The organism is Aureimonas frigidaquae (assembly GCF_001463905.1).
GTDB lineage: Bacteria > Pseudomonadota > Alphaproteobacteria > Rhizobiales > Rhizobiaceae > Aureimonas > Aureimonas frigidaquae.
Window position 1 is genome coordinate 43857 of sequence record NZ_BBWR01000016.1, and the last position, 18065, is coordinate 61921.

Below are 18065 nucleotides of genomic sequence, written 5' to 3' on the forward strand. Positions count from 1 at the left end.
CTTTAGCCGAAGCTCTGAGGCAGACCTTCGTCTGCCAGGCGCAGGAGATACTGCCCGTAGGCGCTCTTGCGTAAGTCCCGCCCGAGGGCGCGCAGCTGATCGGCGTCGATGAAACCCTGGACGAAGGCGATTTCCTCCGGGCAGCAGACCTTGAATCCCTGGCGCTGCTCCAGGGTGCGGACGAACTCGGCAGCCTGCAGGAGGGAGTCGGGCGTGCCCGTATCCAGCCAGGCGAAGCCGCGCCCCATCGGTACGACCGACAGGGTGCCTTCTTCCAGATAGAGCTTGTTGAGATCGGTGATCTCGAGCTCGCCGCGCGGCGAGGGCTTGAGGCTGCGGGCAAATTGCGCGGCGCGGCCGTCATAGAAGTAGAGGCCGGTGATCGCCCAGTTGGACCGGGGCTGGGTGGGTTTCTCCTCGATGGAGACGGCCCTTCCGTCCTTCGAGAACTCGACCACGCCGTAGCGCTCAGGATCGCTCACATGATAGGCGAAGACCGTCGCGCCGTGATCGATCCGCGATGCGTTGGCCAGGTGTTCGGGCAGGCCGTGTCCGTAGAAGAGGTTGTCGCCCAGAATCAGCGCCGACGGCGCGCCCCCGACGAACTCCTCGCCGATCAGATAGGCCTGGGCGAGCCCGTCCGGGCTCGGCTGCTCGGCATAGGAGAGATGAATCCCGAAGCGTTCGCCGGAACCGAGCAGCGCCTGGAAACGGGGCAGATCGTGCGGAGTGGAGATAATCAGGATTTCGTTGATGCCGGCGAGCATCAGCGCAGCGAGCGGATAGTAGATCATCGGCTTGTCGTAGACAGGCAGCAACTGTTTGGATGCAACCAGCGTCATAGGGTGAAGCCGTGTTCCACTCCCGCCGGCGAGGATTATCCCCTTCATAGGCCTATTCCACTCCAAAAATGATTGACTGGCTTGTACCGAATGTTTGGCCAGAGTGGAAGGTGCGGCTGGGTCGGGCCGGCGGAAGGAATAGGTTTTCCTTTCGTGTCATATGGTCTAGGAGCCTTGAAGACGGTTATGCATCCACGCACGTTGCGCCCGTGCGGCTATTGTATGGAGACAGAATGCTCGAGATCAGCAAGCTGGCTTTGCCGGACGTTCTGGAACTCAAGCCCCGCAAGTTCGGCGACGATCGCGGCTTCTTTTCGGAAACCTTCCATCGCCAGCGCCTGGCGGATCACGGGATCGACACGCAGTGGGTGCAGGACAACCAGTCCTTCTCGGCCGAGGCATATACATTGCGCGGGCTGCACTACCAGGAACCGCCCTTTGCCCAGGACAAGCTCGTGCGCGTGCTGCGCGGCCGCATCTTGGACGTCGCCGTCGATATCCGGGCCGGCTCACCGAGCTTCGGCCGGTGGGTCGCGCTGGAACTGAGTGCGAGGGACTTCAACCAGATCCTCGTTCCGGCGGGCTTTGCGCATGGGTTCCTGACCCTCGAGCCCGATACCGAAGTCTTCTACAAGGTTTCGGCCCATTACAGCCCGGCGCACGACCGCAGTATCCGCTATGACGACCCCGATATCGGCGTGGCCTGGCCGCTCGACGGGCGCACCCCCGTCTTGTCCGCCAAGGATGCGGAAGCGCCGCTCCTGCGCGACATCGAAACACCCTTCCGCTCGGAGGCATAAGCGATGAAGATCCTCGTCACCGGCGGGGCCGGCTTCATCGGCTCGGCCGTCTGCCGCCACTTGATTCACGATACCGACCATGCGGTCGTCAACCTCGACAAGCTGACCTATGCGGCGACGCTCGGCTCCGTTGCCGAGCTGGAGGGCGATTCCCGTTACAGCTTCGTGCAGGCCGACATTTGCGACCGGGCCCGGATCGACCGCATCCTGGAAGAAACCCAGCCGGACGCCATCATGCATCTGGCGGCGGAAAGCCATGTCGACCGGTCCATCGACGGGCCGGGCGATTTCATCGAGACGAACATCGTCGGCACCTACCAGCTGCTGGAGGCGGCGCGCAGCTACTGGTCACGGCTGCCGGCCGGTGCCAGGGATGCTTTCCGCTTCCACCACATTTCCACCGACGAGGTCTACGGCCAGCTCGCGCTGGATGGCGGCCTGTTCACCGAGGAAACGCCCTACGCCCCGTCATCGCCCTATTCGGCGTCGAAGGCCGCCTCGGACCATCTGGCCATGGCCTGGCATCACACCTACCATATGCCGGTCGTCCTATCGAACTGCTCCAACAATTACGGGCCCTTCCACTTCCCGGAAAAGCTGATCCCGCTCGTCATCCTGAACGGGTTGGAGGGGCGCGAATTGCCGGTCTATGGCAAGGGCGAGAATGTGCGTGACTGGCTCTTCGTCGAAGATCACGCGCGCGCGCTCGTCATGGTCTGCACCAAGGGCGTGCCCGGGCGCTCCTACAATATTGGCGGGCGCAACGAACGCTCCAATCTGGCAGTGGTTGAGGCGATCTGCGACACGCTGGACCGGCTGCGTCCGCTCGCCAGCGGCGAGAGCCGCCGCGGGCTTATCCGCTTTGTGACCGATCGGCCGGGGCATGATCTGCGCTATGCGATCGACGCTTCGCGCATCGAAGAGGAGCTCGGCTGGAAGGCCAGGGAAAACTTCGACAGCGGGCTGGAAAAGACTGTGCGCTGGTACCTCGACAACGAAGCCTGGTGGCGCCCCTTGCGGGAGAAGCGGTATGGCGGCCAGCGGCTCGGTCAGTCGGTGCCCGCATGACGCTGCGGCTCCTAGTGACGGGCCGCGAGGGGCAGGTGGCGCAGGCGCTCCTGTCGCTCGGGGGCGGCGACGTCCAGGTAACCGCCCTGGGGCGGCCGGTGCTGGACCTGACGGACCCGCAGACCATCCGTCACGCCATCGACACCTACAAGCCCGACATCGTCGTGAATGCCGCCGCCTATACCGCCGTGGACAAGGCGGAAGAGGACGAGGCGGCGGCCTTCGCCGTCAATGCGCAAGGGGCGGGGCATGTCGCTGCGGCTGCGGCGCAGGCGGGTATCCCCATCATCCAACTGTCCACGGACTATGTCTTTGCCGGCGACAAGGTGGAAGCCTACCGTGAGACCGATGCCACCGGGCCGCAGGGCGCCTATGGCCGCAGCAAGCTTGCAGGGGAAGCCGCCGTCGCGGCGGCAAATCCGGCCCATGCCATCCTGCGGACGGCCTGGGTCTTCGGTCCCTATGGCAACAACTTCCTGAAGACGATGCTGCGCCTGGCGCAAACGCGCGACACGCTGCGCGTGGTGGCGGACCAGGTCGGAACCCCAACCTACGCGCCCGATATCGCGGCCGGCATCCTGGCCGTGGCGGAGCGCCTGGTGCGCGCCCCGGCGGAGCATTCCGGCATCTTCCACATGGTCGCCGAAGGGCATACGAACTGGGCCGGCTTTGCGCAGGAAATCTTCCGCCAGTCACGTCTGGCCGGGGGCCCGGCCGCCGCGGTCGAGCCCATCGGCACGGTGGATTATCCGACCCCCGCCCGCCGTCCCGCCAACTCGCGGCTGGATACGACGCGGTTTGCAACGCGGTTCGACCATCGCCTGCCAGCCTGGGAAACCGGCGTCACGCGCTGCCTTGCCGCGCTGAACGAAGCCCCGGCGGAGCGATAGGCCGGGCGTTTCATCAATCCGGCCATGCCAGTGCGGCGCGTTCGCGCCGCAGGGACCATTCAGCAAAGCACATCGGGCTCGGCGCGTTGTCGCCGCGCGCAGCCTCCAGCTCCGCGGCGATCCGATCGGCGACGATCACCTCTTCGCCGTGGTGCAGGTTGCAGGGATCGAGCTGGAAATAGCCGAGGTCGATTTCGTCGTCGCGCACCATGACGGGCGGCGCCCCGGCGGCGAGGCGGTCGGCGAGGTCCCAGGCGGTGACGCGCGCGACATTGGGATCGATGGTGACGGTCAGACGGTCGAGCGGATTGCCGGTCGGGTCCGGCGATCTGCGCGCCTCCACGCCGGCAAAGCCGGCCAGACGATCCTGCCACACCGCAAGGATGGCCGATTCCCGCGCCCGGATCGCCGCATGGTCGCGCCGCTGCCAGGCGTGCAGCGCGGCAATGACACCGGCAATGCCCTCTTTGCCGACCTTCAAGCCGCGTCCGATCCCCCGGTTCTGCTGGTAGCAGGCGGCGATCAGATCCTTGCGGCCGGCAATGATGCCGCTGGTGGGCCCACCCAGGAACTTGTGCCCCGAATAGAGGACGAGATCCGCTCCGCCCTTGATGAACCCCGTCAGATCATATTCCGAAGCGGCATCCACGATGACGGGGATGGCGCGTGCATGGGCGATCTCGCACACCGTCTGGAGGGGAATCTGCCCGTAATGGACCACGTGATGCGACACGACGAACAGGACGGATGACGTCCTGTCCGTGATGGCGCCTTCGAGCTGATAGGCGCTTGCGCTCGTGGCCTGCCCGACAAGGACGGGGCGCGCGCCGGCCAGCGCGATGGCCTGGGTGACCGGCGCGCCGTAGCTGACATTGTGCCCGGCTAGGAGGAGCACCTCGTTGGCTAGGCCCGTCGTGTCCGGCAGACGCTCCACGGCAGCAAGGTCGCACCCGGTCATGGCCGCCGCGACGGACAGGGTTAGCCCCGCCGAGGTGGAGGCGGTGACGAAGCCCGCCTGCGCTCCGGTCACCTGTGCAATGACACGGCTGGCGCAGCGCTGCAGATCGGCCATCTCCGTCCATTGCGGCAGGATGCGAGTGACCGCGTCGATCGCGTCCGGAACGGCAATGCTGGCGCCGAGCGACGTCATGGTGCCGGCGCAGTTGATGACGGGCCGCAGACCCAGAGCCTCACGTATATCCACACTGTCCGCCATGCCGTCACGCCCCATGCCTCAAGCCGCCCTTTGCATCGGCCCCCGAGCCTCTATCGTGCTCGGGGTCCAATTGGCCCGCAAGCTGAAAATGGGCCGGAAGGGCCGTCGCTGCTGCTTGCGGATCGTCCGGGTTCGACTATCTCCGCCGCATGGCGAAGCGACCCGCGCACGGAACCGACATCCTTCATGAATGGCCGCTTCCGGCCGCCGCGACGCTCGGCTCGGCCGTGCGTATCCGCGGGATCGTGCTGCAGATCCGCTCAAAGCTCCCCGGGCCGCTTCGGCGGCTGGTCGAGCCGGGGCCAGGTGCGGTGCTTCTTTACGCACCGGACGATGGCGATGGCGGCCAGGTCCTGTCGCGCGTCGAGCCCGCTGTCGCACGGGTGATCGCGAAGCTCGACGACGTGCCCATCATCCCGCGCGAGGTGGAGGACATTCTCGGCATCAAACCCTCGGAGCGGCTGCGCTGGTTGAAGGATGGCCGGTTGCCGAGCGCCGGGACGCGGACCGTACGGTTGCGGGGCCGCGCCAAGGCGGTGACCTTCCATGTCTTCGAGGCACGCAGCATCGAGGATATACTGGACCGGGACCTTCCGACGCTGTGGCGCGAGGAGGACAGGGTCGCGGCGGCCGAGAACCGTAAACGCGGCGCCGCCAAGGCCGCCCAGCGGCGGCGCGACGGGCGCCGTCCCGTGGCTAGGGCGGCGGACAGGTCTGGCCCCGCGGGTCCGGACGCACAGGACATGTCGGGCTGGGACGATTTCGATGCCGAAGGCTTCCTGCGCTGATGCGCAGGCACTCAGTCGCCGCCATGAAGGTGACGGCCTTCTCGGCATGTGCGACATCTGGCACAAGGACGGACGGGGCCGATCACCATCGCCGCCGGCGCTCACGCGGGCGCTGACCAGCCCCGCCGTGTCTTTGGGAGGAACTTCATGCGCAAGATCGGTATCCATTCCTTCGTCTGGACGAACGGGGCCAGCCAGGCGGATCTGGAACGTGCCATCGAACGGTCGGCCGAACATGGCTATGGCCTGATCGAACTGTCCTATCTGCGTCCCGAAACCTTCGATCTGAAGGCACTCGGCCGCAAGGCATCGCAGCTCGGGCTCGACATCGCCGTCACGATGGGCCTGCCGCAGGATGCGGACGTATCCAGCGCGGACCCTGCCGTGGCGGCACGCGGACGCGCGGTGCTGGACGATGCCGTGCGCATCACGCAGGACCTCGGCGCCCTGCGCCTTGGCGGCATCCTGTTTTCCAAGCACGGCAAATACGACACCATGCCGACGCGCGATGGCTGGATGCGCGCCGCCGAGGCCGTCGCCAAGACGGCGGAGCTGGCCGCCGCCGGCAATGTCCAGATCGTCCTGGAAGTCGTCAATCGCTTCGAATCCAACCTCATCAACACGACGGCGCAGGGATTGGCCTTCATCCGCGAGACGGGGCGCGACGACGTGCTCCTGCACCTCGATACGTTCCACATGAACATCGAGGAACCGGATCCGGCGGGCGCGATCCGGCTGGCCGGGGACAAGCTCGGCTATTTTCATTTCAACGAGAATTACCGGGGCGCTTTGGGCACGGGCACGATCGGCTTTCCGGCGATCTTCGATGCCCTGGTCGAAACCGGCTATGCCGGCGACATCGTCTTCGAAAGCTTCTCGCGCCGCATCGTCGACGAAGCCCTGTGCCTGGCCTGCGGCATCTGGCGCGACACCTGGGACGATAACGGCCCGCTGGCCGAACAGGCACGCCGCTTCATCGAAATGAACTGGCAGCAGGCGGTCATCCGCCGCAATACGCTGCGTTCTGCCGAAAGCGTCTGACGCCAGGACCCGTGGATTCTATCCGAAACAGGATGGCGGCGGCGATGCGCCGCCAGTCCCTCGGCCTGACGGACAGGTTTTCGGCGCCATAGCACGTGCGAGTGGGGCTACATTGGTGGCCGTCGCCAACGGCCAGGACATCAGAGCGAGCTGACAGGTCCAGGTTTCAGTTCAAGCGTGGGGATGGACGACAGATCGATTTCACGTTCAGCTTGCCACGTATCGTAAGCAGCCTGCATACGAATCCAGACCGCTGGACCGTTCCCGAAAAGCTTGCCAAGACGAACGGCCATCATCGGCGATACCGGCTTCTTCTCATCCATGATGTCATATAGCTGCTGACGCGAGATGCCGAGCAAACGCGCAATCTCAGACTTGCTCCTGTACACCGCCGGGATGCTATCCTCACGCAGGATCTCTCCAGGATGCGTGGGACGACGGTCTGCGGCCCGCCATGCGGGAATGAGAGGCATGTTCATTCTTATCTCTATCTCGAAAGAATGGGGGCACCATGTGCCCGCATCAATGATACTGCTCGAAATCGACGGCGTGGGCATCTCCGTTGTCCATCTCGAATGTAATGCACCAGGGCCCGTTGACGTGAATAGAGTACCGGGTGGGATCGAAGCCCTTGAGGGGGTGGAAATCAAACCCAGGGATTCTCATGTCCTCGGGCTTGGTGGCGACATCCAACGCATCGAGGCGGCGTAGGACGCGTTTCTGCATTTTCGCATCGATCTTGGCCGTCTTCCCAGTCTCCCAGAGTTCGGCAAGGGGCTTGGATCTGAAAGTCGTAATCATTGCTGGCTCGAATGTAAGCGGATAGCTGACATTTGGCAACTGACGGCTTACAGATTTTATCGTTCGCGGAAACAGGCTAGGCGCCGCTGTCCGAAGACGGCCCAGACGGGACCGGCGCCCCCTTTTGAGGGGCGCCGGGAGGCTATCAGAAGTCGAAGTCGTTGATGTCGGCCTTGGTGAAGACCTTCGGCGCACCCAGGAGGATCTGGCTCTGGTTGACGACCTGCAGCTCGCCGAGGCGGCCTGCCTTGAAGGTCGTATCGCCGGGCTTCAGCGTACCGTCGGCCACGGCGCGCATGACGAGGCCTGCGGCATAGCCGAGATCGACCGTCGACCAGAGGATGGTCGACTTGATGCAGTCGTTGTTCACATAGGGCTTCATCGCATTGGGAAGGGCGAGGCCGACCACGGCGACCTTGCCGCAGAGATTGTTCTGCTGCACGGCCTCGGAGGCCGCCGGCGTCGCCACCGAGGTCATGCCGAGAATGCCCTTCAACTCGTCGCCATACTTGTTGATCAAGGTCTGGGCCTGGTTGAAGGACAGGATGTTGTCTTCCTGCGCTTCGACGGTTTCCAGGAACTTCAGCTTGGGATGGCACTTTTCGGCATAGGCCTGCATCTCCGAAATCCACCGCGCCTGGTTGGGCGTCGTGAAGGTGGAGGTGACGATGGCAAACGAGCCTTCCTCTCCGATCTCGGAGGCGAGCTGGTCGAGCATCGACTTGGCGACGCCGTTCGGCTCCGCCTGGTTGACGAACCACTGGCGTGCGTCGGGCTCGGCATCGGCATCGTAGCCGACCACGTTGATGCCGGCCTCCAGGGCGCGTTTGAGGACCGGGGCGATGGCCACCGGATCGTTCGCGGCAAAGAGGATGCCGTCCACGCCGGAGGTGACGTAATTGTCGATGAAGGTGATCTGCTGGTCGATATTGGCCTGCGTCGGACCGTCGGTGGTGACGGTCATGTTGCCGGTTTCCTTGGCCGCTTCGGCGATGCCCTGGGCCGTGGATGCGAAGTAGCCCGCGCCAACGAGCTTCGGAATGTCGACCACGGTGATGGGCTTGTTCGCCCGGTCGGGCGCGCCGGTCGGCGTGCCGCCATTGTATTCGCCCGGCGAGGCGGCCGCCGCTGCGCCGTCGCAGGCGAGCGGATTGGTCGGGGCACCGTCGCCGCCCGTCCAGGCGCCTTGCGCCATGGCCGGCGTCGACAGGACGCTTGCGGCCAGAAGCATGCTGATGATGGAGCGCATTCTCGTTTCCTCCCAGAGCGTTCGCATGAGCCGGCGCCCCTTCAGGGGCCACCGGGTATTGGTCCTCAGTCTTCGGAATAGCGACGGAGGAGATTGGAGATCAGGACGGCGGCGATCAGGACGAAGCCGATGATGACGATGGTTCCATCGCCGCGCACGCCGGACAAGGCCAGGCCGTTCTTCAATACCTGGACGAGGCACAGGCCGAGCAGCGTTCCGACGATGAGCCCGCGGCCGCCGAAGATCGAGGTGCCACCCAGGACGACGGCGGTGATGACGTCGAGCTCGATCCCGGACCCCATGTCCGAGCGTGTCGTGGACACGCGGGAGACGAAGACCAGCGCCGCCAGCGCGGAGACGAAGCCCGACGCCGCATAGATCAGGACCTTGGTCCGCACCACGTCGATGCCGGAGAACTCGGCGCCCGCCTCGTTGTTGCCGATGGCGTAGACGGCCCGGCCGAAGGCGGTGAACTGCAGCACGAAGAAGCCGATCGCAGCCACCACGACGAAGAGCCAGAGCTGCGTCGGTATGCCGAGCACGTTGCCCTGGCCAAGGACGAAGAACCAGTCCGGGTAGCCGCGCACCGACTGGGCCTGGCTGATGCCTTCCGCAAGGCCGCGATAGAGGGCGAGCGTCGCCAGCGTGGCGATGAGCGGGGGCACGCGGAAGCGCGTGATGATGATGCCGTTGACGAGGCCCGCCAGCGTTCCGACGATGAGGCACAGCGCCATGGCGAGCGGCAGCGGAATGCCGACCCATTGCCAGAAGACGCCAACCAGGATGGCGCAGAGCCCCATGATGGAGCCGACCGACAGGTCGATGCCGCCGGTCACGATGACAAAGGTCATGGGCACGGCGATCAGCCCGACCTCCGTCATGAGCCGGCCCTGGTTCAACAGGTTGGCGGCCGTGAAGAAGCGGTCGTTGTTGAAGGCCAGCACGGCCAGGGCGACGGCCAGGATGAGCGCGAGCAGGGCTTCGTGGCGCAGAAGCGAGCGATGGGTGATCATGACGCGCCTCCTCAGCCCGTTCGACCGCGACGCACCATGTCGATTAACACGGTGCCGAGGATCAGGATGCCTTGAACGGCACGCAGCCAATAGGCCGATACATTGAGAAAGATGAGCGAGGAACCGATCGCGGCAAAGAGGATGGCCGCGAGGGTCGACCCCGTCACCGTGCCAATGCCGCCGAGGATCGACACGCCGCCCACGACCGATGCGGTGATGATGACGAGTTCGAGCCCGACCGGGACCGTCGACTGGATGACCTGCAACTGCGTGGCGAAGAGAATGGCCGCGATGCCGGCGATCAGCCCATGTATGGCGAAGACGGCGACGATGGTCCGGTTGTAGTGGATGCCTTCGGCCTCCGCAGCCTCGGCATTGCCGCCGACCGCGTAGATCGACCGGCCGAAGGCCGTGTAGCGCAGGAGAAAGGCGGCGAGGATCGTCATGCCGATCATGAACCAGACCGGCGAGGGAACGCCGAAGAGGCGGAATTGGGCGAGCTGATATTCCGGCGGCAGGCCGGAAATCCATTGGCCGCCCGTCGCCGTGATGAGCCCGCCGCGCAGGATGGAGAGCATGGCCAGCGTCGCGATGATGGAGGGCACTTTCAGATAGGCGACGATGGCGCCGAGCCCCGCATTCCAAAGCCCGCCGATGAGCACGGGCAGGAGCCAGGCCACCCAGACCGGGTAGCCATTGGTCACGAGAAGCCCGGATATGGTGGCGAGGACACCGATGAGCGCGCCCACCGACACGTCGATATGGCCAGAAATGATCACCATCGACATGCCGATGGCCGCAACGGCGATATAGGCGTTGCCGACGAAGATCGACGTCAGGTTGTTGGGCGACACGAAGCGCGGATTGATCCACCCAACGACGGCGAAGAGAAGCACGATGGCCGCCAGGAGCAGAAGTTCCTGGCCCGAGCCCGACAGGCGGCGTGAGAGCGTCGGACCCTTCATGCCGCGTGCTCCGACATCATGGCGGCGCCGACGGCTTCGGGCGTCGCGGCGCTGCGATCGAGGATGGCAGACATGCGGCCTCCGTTCATGACCAGGACGCGGTCGCTCATGCCGAGCACTTCCGGGAGCTCGGAGGAGATCATCACGATCGCCAGGCCCTGCGCCGCCAACTGGTTCATCAATCTGTGGATTTCTGCCTTGGCGCCGACATCGACGCCACGGGTCGGTTCATCGAGGATCAGGATGCGCGGATCGGTCGCCAGCCATTTGGCGATGACGACCTTCTGCTGATTGCCGCCGGAAAGCTGGGCGACGACCTGTCCCGGCCCCCGCGCGCGGATGGCGAAGCGCTCGATGGCCCTGGCGGCGGCGGCCGTCTCCCGCGCGGTGTCGACGACACCCCAGCGGGTGAGCCGGTTCAGGATCGCCATGGAGACATTTTCGCGGATCGTCTGCGGACGCACGAGCCCATGCTGCGCCCGGTCTTCCGGGACATAGGCGATGCCGTGGCCAATGGCCTCGCGCACCGTGCCGACGGTGACGGGACGGCCGTCGATGCGGATCTGGCCGGAGGTGGCGGGCGTCACGCCGAAAATCGTCTGGGCCAGCTCGGTGCGGCCGGAACCGACCAGGCCCGCAATGCCGAGGATCTCGCCGGCCCGCACGGAAAAGCTGACATCGCGCACCTTGCCGGCATGCGACAGGTTCTCGACCTCCAACACCGTATCGCCGAGCGGGATCACTTCCTTGGGGAACATCTGCCCGATCTCGCGGCCGACCATCATGGAGACGAGCGCGTCGCTTGTGACATCGTTGGCGGCGCGCGTGTCGATGGTGCGCCCGTCCCGCAAGACGGTGATCCGGTCGGAGATCTGGAAGATCTCGTTCATGCGGTGGCTGACATAGACGATGCCGACGCCTTCCCGGCGCAGCGAACGCAGCACATCCAGAAGGCGCTGCACATCGGCCTCGCCCAGGGCTGCCGTCGGTTCGTCGAGGATCAGCACCCGTGCATCGCGCGACAAAGCGCGGGCGATCTCCACGCGCTGTCGGTTGGCGACGGATAGGCGCGAGACCTTCTCGTCCACGTCGAGTTCGGGGCAGTCGAGGCGGTCCAGGACGGCGCGGGCGCGGGCGCGCATCTCGTTCCAGTCGATCAGGCCGCCGGCCTTGCGCGGCGCATGGCCGAGGAAGATGTTCTCGGCGACCGTCATCGCCGGAAAGAGCAGGAGCTCCTGATGGACGACGGCGATGCCCGCCGATGTCGCCGCCGAAGGGCCGCTGAGACGCGTCGGCTCGCCGTCGATTTCGATCGTGCCGCCATTGGGCTGGTGGGCGCCGGACATCAGCCGGATCATGGTCGATTTGCCGGCCCCGTTCTCGCCCATCAGGGCGTGGACTTCGCCCGCGCGCAGGTCGAACTCGACGCCCTTCAGCACCTCGACCGGGCCGAAGGACTTTTCCACCCCGCGTAGGGCAATGATGGGCGTTGTGTTACTCTGCATGGCGACCTCCTCCGATCGGCCGGGACGCGGGCATGACACAAGCAGCTGCGCCCTCCGCTACACGCGCATGTTCGGCCCGCCAGGCCTTTGCATAGGCGTCGAGCCCCGGGATCGGGGCGGCGGGTGCGGGTATGGCCGCGGGCAGCCTTGCCCCGGCGCGGGCGGCCTCGATGCCCTGCACCAGGCATGCGGCGCCCGCGCAGGTGCCCGTCCCGTCATGGTCGGCCAGGACCGCGACGCCGGTGAGTTGCGCCAGCGCGCGCAGGAACAAGGGGTTGCGCGACAGCGGGCCCTCCACCACGATCGGCCCTGCCGCGCCGATCAGCGCGATGCTCGTCTGCGCCATCAGCGCCAGATAGAGGCTTGCTGCCGCGCTGCGCTCCGCCGGGGACAGGCCGGCCGGATCGCCCTGCCAGCCACCCTGCGCCTTTGCGAAGGGGCCGGTGCCGGGGACGACCGGCGGCAGGGCCATGACGCTGCCGGCCAGGACAGCCTCCAAATCCGCATCCGATGGTGCGACCGACTGGCCGCCCGTCAGCCGGTCGAACTCGCGCCCGCCCATGAAGGACACCGCCGGGACCGGTGCGCCGAAGGCATTCACATGGGCCAGCGTGTTGCGCGCGGGATCGAGCTCCACCTTCTGCCCGCCAATGGCGAAGGCGACGACCCAGGTTCCTGTCGACAGAAGCGTGAAAGGCGCGGCGCGCGCCAGGAGATGCGGCAGCAGCGAGGCGTTGGAATCGTGGATGCCGCAGGCGACGGGAATGGTCCGGCCCGGCAGGCCGATGCGCGCCGCAAGCTCGGGCAGGAGCGGGCCGAGGCTTTCGAAGGCGCTGCGGATCGGCGGCAGGAGATGGCGCCAGCCCATGGCATCGACGAGGGTGGAGACGCCGCCCTGGCGCGGCGCCCAGAGATCGGTATGGCACCCGAGCGAGGTTACCTCGCTCGCGGCGACGCCCGTCAGGCGGAAAGCCCAATATTGCGGATGGAACAGGAGATGACGGGCGCGGGCAAAGCCTTCCGGAAAGCGTTGCTGCTGCCAGAAGAGCTGCCGGCCGACATTCAGCCCGTTCTCCATGGCCGGCGACAAGGTCTGCGCGAAGGCCGGACGCACGGCCTCATAGTCGTCTGCTCCCGTCAGGGGGTGCTCGTAATCGAGCACCGGCAGGGCCAGCATGCCATCGCCATCCACCAGGGCCGCACAGGCTCCGTGCGCACTGATGGAAATGGCATCGAGGCCATGCTCGCGCGACAGGGCGCCCAGCGCCTCGATGATGAAGTGGAAGATGGCATCCGTATCCATATGCGGATAAAGCGGGCCAGGGCGCACCGTGTTGGCGCTCGCCGCGACGCCGCGCTCTTCCTGCGTTTCGAGATCGTACAGGACCACCTTGGCGTTGGTCTTTCCGACATCGATCACGGCGACGTTGCGGGGTGCGCGCTGGCCGGTCATCGCGCGGCTCCCGTGGTCTGCGCGACGAGAAGCCGTGGCCCCGCAGCCTCGATCATGGCGGCCGAGCGATCGTCGATCCGATCGTCGGTGACGATGATGTGGGCCCGCTCCAGCGGTGCGATGAGGTAGCTGGACCGCGCCTCGAACTTGCTGGCATCGGCCAGGACGATGAGCTCGTCCGCCTGGCGCATCAGCCGCTGCTCCGACTGGATGATCAGGGTGTCGGATTCGGCAAAGCCCAGGGACGAGATGGCCTGCGCGCCCATGAACATGCGCCGCGCGCGGAAATGCGCGATCCCGTCCGCCTCGAACGGAGACAGGACAAGGCCCTGGTCGCGGTAGACCATGCCGGCCGGCAGGTGAACGCTGGCGGTGGAATGCTGCAGGAGGTGCTGCGCGATGGGGAAGGAATTGGTGAAGATGGTCAGCCGGGCGATGGTCAGGAAATGCACCATCGCGAAGGTGGTCGTGCCGCCATTCAGGATCAGCGCGTCGCCTTCCTCGCACAGGCTCGCGGCAAGGCGTCCGATGGCAAGCTTTTCCGCCGCGTTGCGGGACTGTTTCTCTGCCAGGCTTTCGCCGATCACGGCGCCCGGTGCAGGCGCCCGGAGCGTCTCGGCGCCGCCCCGGACACGCCGGAGCTTCTTTTGCGCATGGAGCGCGGCGACGTCGCGGCGGATCGTCGCCTCGGAGGCACCGGTCAGGCCCACGAAGTCCTGCACGGTCGCGACCGAACGCCCCTCAATGGCGCTCAGGATCACGCGATGGCGCTCGCTCTCGTGCATCCGTCCTCCTCTCCCCGGACAGCAAGCTTCACCGAAGACGGGGCAATGTCAATCATCCTTGAGCAACTTCGATCGTTATTGCAGTGCAATATGATTGGACGTGCTTGTTTTCTGTTGACACTGCGCAGGAGGAGGGGAATTCTCCGCCCGCCATTCGACACCGACGTCAGGGGAGGACCTCATGTCCGATACGCGTGCAAACCGGCTGCAGAGCCTCTGGGACGAAGCGCGCGCTGCGGGGATGAGCGAGCCCGAGCGGCTCCTGTACCGCTCCAACCTGCTCGGCTCCGACAAGCGGATCACCAATTTCGGCGGTGGCAACACCTCCGCCAAGGTGGAGGAAAGCGATCCGCTCACCGGCGAGAGCGTGACCGTCTTGTGGGTGAAGGGCAGCGGCGGCGATATCGGCACGATGAAGCTCGACGGCTTCGCCACGCTCTATCAGGACAAGCTGGAGCGGTTGCGGGCGCTCTATCGCGGCCCGGCGCACGAGGACGAGATCGTCGATCTCTACAATCACTGCACCTTCCGGCTCAATCCGAGGGCCACCTCCATCGACACGCCGCTCCATGCCTTCCTGCCCTACAGGCATGTCGATCACATGCATCCGGACGCGGTGATCGCCATCGCGGCGACAGCGCGCAGCCGGGAACTGACACAGGCGGTCTATGGGGACGAGATCGGCTGGCTGCCCTGGCGCCGGCCGGGGTTCCAGCTCGGCCTCGACCTGTCCGATTTCGCCGCCCGCAACCCGCAGGCCAAGGGCGTCGTCCTGGAAAGCCACGGCCTCTTCACCTGGGGGGACACGGCGCAGGAATGCTACGAGACGAGCTTACGCATCATCAACACCGCCATCGGCTGGTTCGAGACGCAGCTCGCCGGCAAACCGGCCTTCGGCGGCGAAAAGCGGCCGGCCCGCCCGGCACAGGAACGCTCGAGTCTCGCTGCCGAGCTCATGCCGGCGATCCGGGCGCAGATCGGCGCCCACGAGCACAAGGTCGGCCATTTCGACGATAGCGCCGCTGTCCTGGAATTCGTCGGCTCCGAGCGCCTGGAAGAGCTGGCCGCCCTCGGCACCTCCTGTCCCGACCACTTCCTGCGCACCAAGATCCGCCCCCTGGTCCTTTCGCCGGACGGGGACATGACGGCGAGCCTGCCGGCGGCCATCGAGGCCTACCGCGCGGACTACGCCGCCTATTACGAGCGGTGCCGGCACGCCGACAGTCCCGCCATGCGCGATCCCAACCCTGTCATCTACCTGGTGCCGGGGGTCGGGCTGATCGCCTTTGCCAAGGACAAGGCGACGGCGCGGATCGCCAGCGAATTCTACGTCAACGCCATCAACGTCATGCGGGGGGCATCCGGCGTCGATACCTATCGCGGCCTGCCGGAGCAGGAGGCCTTCGACATCGAGTACTGGCTTCTGGAAGAAGCCAAGCTGCAGCGCATGCCAAAGCCCAAATCCCTGGCGGGGCGGATCGCCTTTATCACCGGTGGGGCCGGGGGCATCGGCCGCGCCTCTGCCGAGCGCCTGGCGGGCGAAGGCGCCTGCGTGGTGCTGGCCGATATCGACGCACAGGCCGTGGAGGCCGCGACTGCGGAGCTTGCCGCGCGCTTCGGGGCCGATCAGGTGCGCGGGCTGACCTGCGATGTTACCTCGGAAGAAGCCGTGGCCGATGCGTTCCGCGCAACGGCGCAAGCCTATGGCGGGCTCGACATCCTCGTCTCCAATGCCGGGATCGCCTCCGCGGCGCGGGTCGAGGACACGACGCTCGCCGTCTGGAACCGCAATATCGACATTCTGGCAACGGGCTACTTCCTGGTCTCCCGCGAGGCGTTCCGCCTGTTCCGACGCCAGGCGCTGGGGGGCGCGGTGGTGTTCATCGCATCCAAGAACGGGCTTGCCGCATCGCCCGGCGCATCGGCCTATTGCACGGCCAAGGCGGCCGAGATCCATCTGGCCCGGTGCCTGGCGCTGGAAGGCGCGGATGCGGGAATTCGGGTCAACACGGTCAACCCAGATGCCGTTTTGCGTGGCTCCAAGATCTGGAGCGGCGAATGGCGGGAGCAGCGGGCGGCATCCTCGCGGATCGGCGAGGACGAGCTGGAGGAGCATTACCGCATGCGCTCGCTCCTGAAGCGCTCGGTCTACCCGGAGGATATTGCGGAGGCGGTCTACTTCCTGGTGAGCGATTATGCCGCCAAGTCCACCGGCAACATCATCAACGTGGACGCCGGAAACCAGATTTCGTTCACGCGATAAACAAAGTGCAGCCCGGCCCTGCCGGGCGCAGCTACGTGGCAGAACGGCCCGGCCATGCCGGGCGCGGGCAGGCCTGGGAGGGCATGAGCATGGCGTCTCGCATCGAGGCCGAGGTGATCGCGCGATCGAACGAAGCGCGGCGGGCCGCACTCGATACCGATTATGACGCGCTGGGCGAGCGCCTGGCGCGCCGGGGCATTGCCATCGACGCGGTCACACGGGCCGTCGCGGCCTTTACCATTGCCGTCCCCTCCTGGGGCGTGGGCACCGGCGGCACGCGCTTCGCCCGCTTCCCCGGTGGCGGGGAGCCGCGCACCATTTTCGAGAAGCTCGACGATTGCGCGGTCATCCAGGCGCTCGGCCGGGCCACGCCGGCCGTGTCGTTGCATATTCCATGGGACAAGGCGGAGCCGCGCCTCCTGATCGAAAAGGCGGAAGAGACCGGCCTGTCCTTCGACGCGATGAACTCCAACACCTTCCAGGACCATCCGGACGATCCGGCGCACCCGCTCTCCTACAAATACGGCTCCCTGTCCCATAGCGACCCCGCCGTGCGGGCACAGGCCGTGGCGCATAACCTGGAGACGGTGGAGATCGGGCGTGCCATCGGCTCCAGGGCGCTGACGGTCTGGATCGCCGATGGCGCCAACTTTCCCGGGCAGAGCGATCTTGGCCGCGCCTTCGAGCGCTATATCGCGTCCATGAAGGTTATCGTTGCGGGCCTGCCGGCGGACTGGTTCCTGTATTGCGAACACAAGCTCTATGAGCCGGCCTTCTACGCAACGGTCGTGCAGGATTGGGGCACCAGCCTGATGGCCGCCATGGAACTCGGGCCACAGGCCAGGTGCCTGGTGGATCTGGGTCACCATGCACCCAATGCGAACATCGAACAGATCGTCTCGCGGCTGATCCATGCCGGCAAGCTCGGCGGCTTCCACTTCAACGATTCCAAATATGGCGACGACGATCTCGATGCCGGGACGATCGACCCCTTCCGGCTGTTCCTCGTCTTCAACGAGCTCGTGGGCGCCGGCGACAGGCTGGACCGGCTGACGCCCTCCTACATGATCGACCAGTCGCACAATGTCACCGACCCGATCGAAAGCCTCATCCGTTCGGCAAGCGAGATCCGCCGCGCCTATGCGCAGGCGCTGCTGGTCGATCGCGCGGCGCTCGAAGAATTGCAGGATGCCAACGACGCGCTGATGGCGTCGGAAACGCTGCGGGCCGCCTTCCGCACAGATGTGGAGCCGATCCTGGCGAGGGCCCGGCTGGACGCGGGCGGCGCTATCGATCCCATCGCGGCCTACCGGGAGAGCGGCTACCGCGCCGCCGTCTCCGCCACCCGCCCACCGTCGCGCGGCGGCGGGGGCGGTATCGTTTAGT

The 18065-nt window shown here is 66.1% G+C and carries 17 protein-coding genes; 7 read left to right on the plus strand and 10 right to left on the minus strand.

What is annotated here, in order from left to right; all coding sequences use genetic code 11:
• Positions 1–2 precede the first annotated feature (2 nt).
• Positions 3–890 carry a glucose-1-phosphate thymidylyltransferase RfbA gene (gene rfbA, locus AUL30_RS15095; RefSeq protein ID WP_062228731.1) on the minus strand — a complete coding sequence of 296 codons (888 nt, stop codon included), beginning with the start codon at positions 888–890 and terminating at the stop codon, positions 3–5.
• A 185-nt stretch (positions 891–1075) separates the two neighbouring features.
• Between rfbA and rfbC the strand changes: the two genes are divergently transcribed.
• From rfbC to rfbD, 3 genes are read left to right on the plus strand one after another with little or no spacing between them, the layout of a single operon-like run.
• Positions 1076–1642, plus strand: coding sequence for a dTDP-4-dehydrorhamnose 3,5-epimerase (gene rfbC / locus AUL30_RS15100; protein WP_062228732.1), 567 nt, complete (start codon positions 1076–1078; stop codon positions 1640–1642).
• 3 nt (positions 1643–1645) lie between these two features.
• Positions 1646–2710, plus strand: coding sequence for a dTDP-glucose 4,6-dehydratase (rfbB, locus tag AUL30_RS15105; RefSeq protein ID WP_062228733.1), 1065 nt, complete (start codon positions 1646–1648; stop codon positions 2708–2710).
• A gap of 2 nt (positions 2711–2712) precedes the next feature.
• A complete protein-coding gene (gene rfbD, locus AUL30_RS15110) occupies positions 2713–3600 on the plus strand; it encodes a dTDP-4-dehydrorhamnose reductase (protein WP_062228906.1) in 888 nt (295 codons plus the stop codon).
• 13 nt (positions 3601–3613) lie between these two features.
• On the opposite strand, the gene AUL30_RS15115 is transcribed toward rfbD, so the two are convergent.
• Positions 3614–4831: an aminotransferase class V-fold PLP-dependent enzyme gene (locus AUL30_RS15115; protein WP_244490854.1), complete on the minus strand. Its 1218-nt coding sequence runs from the start codon at positions 4829–4831 to the stop codon at positions 3614–3616.
• A 134-nt stretch (positions 4832–4965) separates the two neighbouring features.
• Between AUL30_RS15115 and AUL30_RS15120 the strand changes: the two genes are divergently transcribed.
• Together AUL30_RS15120 and AUL30_RS15125 are read left to right on the plus strand one after the other, a co-directional pair.
• Complete coding sequence (locus tag AUL30_RS15120) at positions 4966–5604, plus strand: hypothetical protein (protein WP_062228734.1); 639 nt, start codon at positions 4966–4968, stop codon at positions 5602–5604.
• A gap of 147 nt (positions 5605–5751) precedes the next feature.
• On the plus strand, positions 5752–6645 hold the full coding sequence (locus AUL30_RS15125) for a sugar phosphate isomerase/epimerase family protein (protein ID WP_062228735.1): 894 nt from the start codon (positions 5752–5754) through the stop codon (positions 6643–6645).
• A gap of 140 nt (positions 6646–6785) precedes the next feature.
• On the opposite strand, the gene AUL30_RS15130 is transcribed toward AUL30_RS15125, so the two are convergent.
• The 8 genes from AUL30_RS15130 to AUL30_RS15165 form a co-directional block, all read right to left on the minus strand.
• A complete protein-coding gene (locus tag AUL30_RS15130) occupies positions 6786–7118 on the minus strand; it encodes a HigA family addiction module antitoxin (RefSeq protein WP_407638287.1) in 333 nt (110 codons plus the stop codon).
• A 49-nt stretch (positions 7119–7167) separates the two neighbouring features.
• Complete coding sequence (locus tag AUL30_RS15135) at positions 7168–7446, minus strand: type II toxin-antitoxin system RelE/ParE family toxin (protein WP_062228737.1); 279 nt, start codon at positions 7444–7446, stop codon at positions 7168–7170.
• 145 nt (positions 7447–7591) lie between these two features.
• Positions 7592–8695: an autoinducer 2 ABC transporter substrate-binding protein gene (locus tag AUL30_RS15140; protein ID WP_062228738.1), complete on the minus strand. Its 1104-nt coding sequence runs from the start codon at positions 8693–8695 to the stop codon at positions 7592–7594.
• Between the two features lie 65 nt (positions 8696–8760).
• Positions 8761–9708 (minus strand): ABC transporter permease, encoded by a 948-nt coding sequence (locus AUL30_RS15145; protein WP_062228739.1) that lies wholly within the window; start codon positions 9706–9708, stop codon positions 8761–8763.
• An 11-nt stretch (positions 9709–9719) separates the two neighbouring features.
• Positions 9720–10673, minus strand: coding sequence for an ABC transporter permease (locus tag AUL30_RS15150; protein WP_062228740.1), 954 nt, complete (start codon positions 10671–10673; stop codon positions 9720–9722).
• A complete protein-coding gene (locus AUL30_RS15155; RefSeq protein ID WP_062228741.1) occupies positions 10670–12178 on the minus strand; it encodes a sugar ABC transporter ATP-binding protein in 1509 nt (502 codons plus the stop codon). The genes AUL30_RS15150 and AUL30_RS15155 overlap by 4 nt, the downstream gene beginning before the upstream one ends.
• Positions 12168–13631, minus strand: a complete 1464-nt coding sequence (locus AUL30_RS15160) for an FGGY-family carbohydrate kinase (RefSeq protein WP_062228742.1) — start codon at positions 13629–13631, stop codon at positions 12168–12170. Before AUL30_RS15160 ends, AUL30_RS15155 begins: the two co-directional genes overlap by 11 nt.
• Positions 13628–14416: a DeoR/GlpR family DNA-binding transcription regulator gene (locus AUL30_RS15165; RefSeq protein WP_062228743.1), complete on the minus strand. Its 789-nt coding sequence runs from the start codon at positions 14414–14416 to the stop codon at positions 13628–13630. Before AUL30_RS15165 ends, AUL30_RS15160 begins: the two co-directional genes overlap by 4 nt.
• A gap of 181 nt (positions 14417–14597) precedes the next feature.
• Between AUL30_RS15165 and AUL30_RS15170 the strand changes: the two genes are divergently transcribed.
• Both AUL30_RS15170 and rhaI read left to right on the plus strand, forming a co-directional pair.
• Positions 14598–16679: a bifunctional rhamnulose-1-phosphate aldolase/short-chain dehydrogenase gene (locus AUL30_RS15170; RefSeq protein WP_062228744.1), complete on the plus strand. Its 2082-nt coding sequence runs from the start codon at positions 14598–14600 to the stop codon at positions 16677–16679.
• Between the two features lie 89 nt (positions 16680–16768).
• Complete coding sequence (gene rhaI, locus AUL30_RS15175) at positions 16769–18064, plus strand: L-rhamnose catabolism isomerase (protein ID WP_062228908.1); 1296 nt, start codon at positions 16769–16771, stop codon at positions 18062–18064.
• Position 18065: the final 1 nt, after the last annotated feature.

What these genes read in the sequence shown, in the direction of transcription:
- rfbA (WP_062228731.1), bottom strand. Translation starts at nt 890, where the DNA reads ATGAAGGGGATAATCCTCGCCGGCGGGAGTGGAACACGGCTTCACCCT.
- rfbC (WP_062228732.1), top strand. Translation starts at nt 1,076, where the DNA reads ATGCTCGAGATCAGCAAGCTGGCTTTGCCGGACGTTCTGGAACTCAAG.
- rfbB (WP_062228733.1), top strand. Translation starts at nt 1,646, where the DNA reads ATGAAGATCCTCGTCACCGGCGGGGCCGGCTTCATCGGCTCGGCCGTC.
- AUL30_RS15115 (WP_244490854.1), bottom strand. Translation starts at nt 4,831, where the DNA reads ATGGGGCGTGACGGCATGGCGGACAGTGTGGATATACGTGAGGCTCTG.
- AUL30_RS15120 (WP_062228734.1), top strand. Translation starts at nt 4,966, where the DNA reads ATGGCGAAGCGACCCGCGCACGGAACCGACATCCTTCATGAATGGCCG.
- AUL30_RS15125 (WP_062228735.1), top strand. Translation starts at nt 5,752, where the DNA reads ATGCGCAAGATCGGTATCCATTCCTTCGTCTGGACGAACGGGGCCAGC.
- AUL30_RS15130 (WP_407638287.1), bottom strand. Translation starts at nt 7,118, where the DNA reads ATGCCTCTCATTCCCGCATGGCGGGCCGCAGACCGTCGTCCCACGCAT.
- AUL30_RS15135 (WP_062228737.1), bottom strand. Translation starts at nt 7,446, where the DNA reads ATGATTACGACTTTCAGATCCAAGCCCCTTGCCGAACTCTGGGAGACT.
- AUL30_RS15140 (WP_062228738.1), bottom strand. Translation starts at nt 8,695, where the DNA reads ATGCGCTCCATCATCAGCATGCTTCTGGCCGCAAGCGTCCTGTCGACG.
- AUL30_RS15145 (WP_062228739.1), bottom strand. Translation starts at nt 9,708, where the DNA reads ATGATCACCCATCGCTCGCTTCTGCGCCACGAAGCCCTGCTCGCGCTC.
- AUL30_RS15150 (WP_062228740.1), bottom strand. Translation starts at nt 10,673, where the DNA reads ATGAAGGGTCCGACGCTCTCACGCCGCCTGTCGGGCTCGGGCCAGGAA.
- AUL30_RS15155 (WP_062228741.1), bottom strand. Translation starts at nt 12,178, where the DNA reads ATGCAGAGTAACACAACGCCCATCATTGCCCTACGCGGGGTGGAAAAG.
- AUL30_RS15160 (WP_062228742.1), bottom strand. Translation starts at nt 13,631, where the DNA reads ATGACCGGCCAGCGCGCACCCCGCAACGTCGCCGTGATCGATGTCGGA.
- AUL30_RS15165 (WP_062228743.1), bottom strand. Translation starts at nt 14,416, where the DNA reads ATGCACGAGAGCGAGCGCCATCGCGTGATCCTGAGCGCCATTGAGGGG.
- AUL30_RS15170 (WP_062228744.1), top strand. Translation starts at nt 14,598, where the DNA reads ATGTCCGATACGCGTGCAAACCGGCTGCAGAGCCTCTGGGACGAAGCG.
- rhaI (WP_062228908.1), top strand. Translation starts at nt 16,769, where the DNA reads ATGGCGTCTCGCATCGAGGCCGAGGTGATCGCGCGATCGAACGAAGCG.